This window comes from Leisingera sp. F5, assembly GCF_001593695.1.
In genome coordinates, this window is the sequence record NZ_LUKH01001301.1 from 1 (window position 1) to 1,129 (window position 1,129).

A 1,129-nucleotide genomic window follows, 5' to 3' on the forward strand; every position below is an offset into this window, starting at 1 on the left:
TATGACCGCCGCCTGGAGCAGGCGCAGGGGGAACTGGCGCAAATGACTGCCCGTCTTAACGAAGCCGAAGTCGGCTTTCGCCTGGAAACCGGCCGCCAGGCCGAGCGGCTGACAGTGATCGAGCCCGCACCGCTGCCGGACTTTCCTGTAACCGGCGCCCGCAAGACCAAGGCCCTGCTGGGCGCCGCGGCCAGTGTTATCGCGGCGCTTCTGGCGGCCTTCCTGCAAGAGCTGCGCCACCCGGTTTTGCGCACTGCCGCGCAGATGGAGCGGGAAACCGGCCTGATGCCAGTGGTCTCAATCCCGGTAATGGACGCCCGGCGGCCCCAACGCGGGCTGTCCAGACTGTTCAGGCGCGGGGCCTGAGGTCAGGAAAAGCTCATCGCGGCTGCCATGGCCGTTACAGCATCCCAGTGCCAGAGCAGGGCCGCACCCCCGGCCGCAAAGGTCAGCAGCCCATAGCCCGCATCATGCAGCGGATCCCAAACATGATGCCTGCGTGCCAGCTGCACCAGCACCGGATAGGCCGCCAGCATCGCCAGCCCCAGCGCCGCAATGCCGCCCGCCAGCCCGAACCAGGCCACCCCGCCCAGGAACATGCCCGTTTGCAAGCAGGCCCGCACAGCCGAGAACACAAAGAACCCGCGGCTGTCGCCTGCTGCCAAGGCTGCCTGATCATAGGTCATGGTGATCACTGCAGGCGCCAGCGCCAGCGCAATCAGCACGATCATCGGCCCCGCTTGCAGGTACCGGTCATCATACAGGAACTGCACTAGCCAGGGGCCGGCCCAGGCCATCGCAATCAGTATCGTCAGGATCCCCGCCGTCAGCCCCATGCGCAGCTGCCGCTGCCGCCGCAGATTCGCCGGCCCTTCCTGTGCGGGCTTGCCGCGGTAAACCGGGATCATCAGCCGCTGGTTCACCGCATGGCCCAGCAGCATCGGAAAACTCGCCAGGAAATAGCCGATGTTGTAGATGCCCAGCACCTCCAGCGGGACAAACTTGCCCAGGATCGCCCGGTCGCCTTGCGAGGTCAGAAACCAAAAGGCAGTCGACAGGAATATCCACTTGCCGAAATGAATGAGCTCGCCAGCTGCGGCCCGTTCCCAGCGGAACCGGTTTGCAGCAC

1 protein-coding gene and 1 pseudogene are annotated in these 1,129 nt (G+C 65.5%); one reads left to right on the forward strand and one right to left on the reverse strand.

Features of this window, described 5'->3' with window-relative positions; genetic code table 11:
• Positions 1–366, forward strand: a pseudogene (locus tag A2I95_RS40955) (DUF874 domain-containing protein); the annotation flags it as partial.
• A gap of 2 nt (positions 367–368) precedes the next feature.
• On the opposite strand, the gene A2I95_RS40960 reads toward A2I95_RS40955, so the two are convergent.
• Positions 369–1,129 (reverse strand): oligosaccharide flippase family protein (locus A2I95_RS40960; RefSeq protein ID WP_291738020.1); only part of this gene is annotated, 761 nt, incomplete at its 5' end.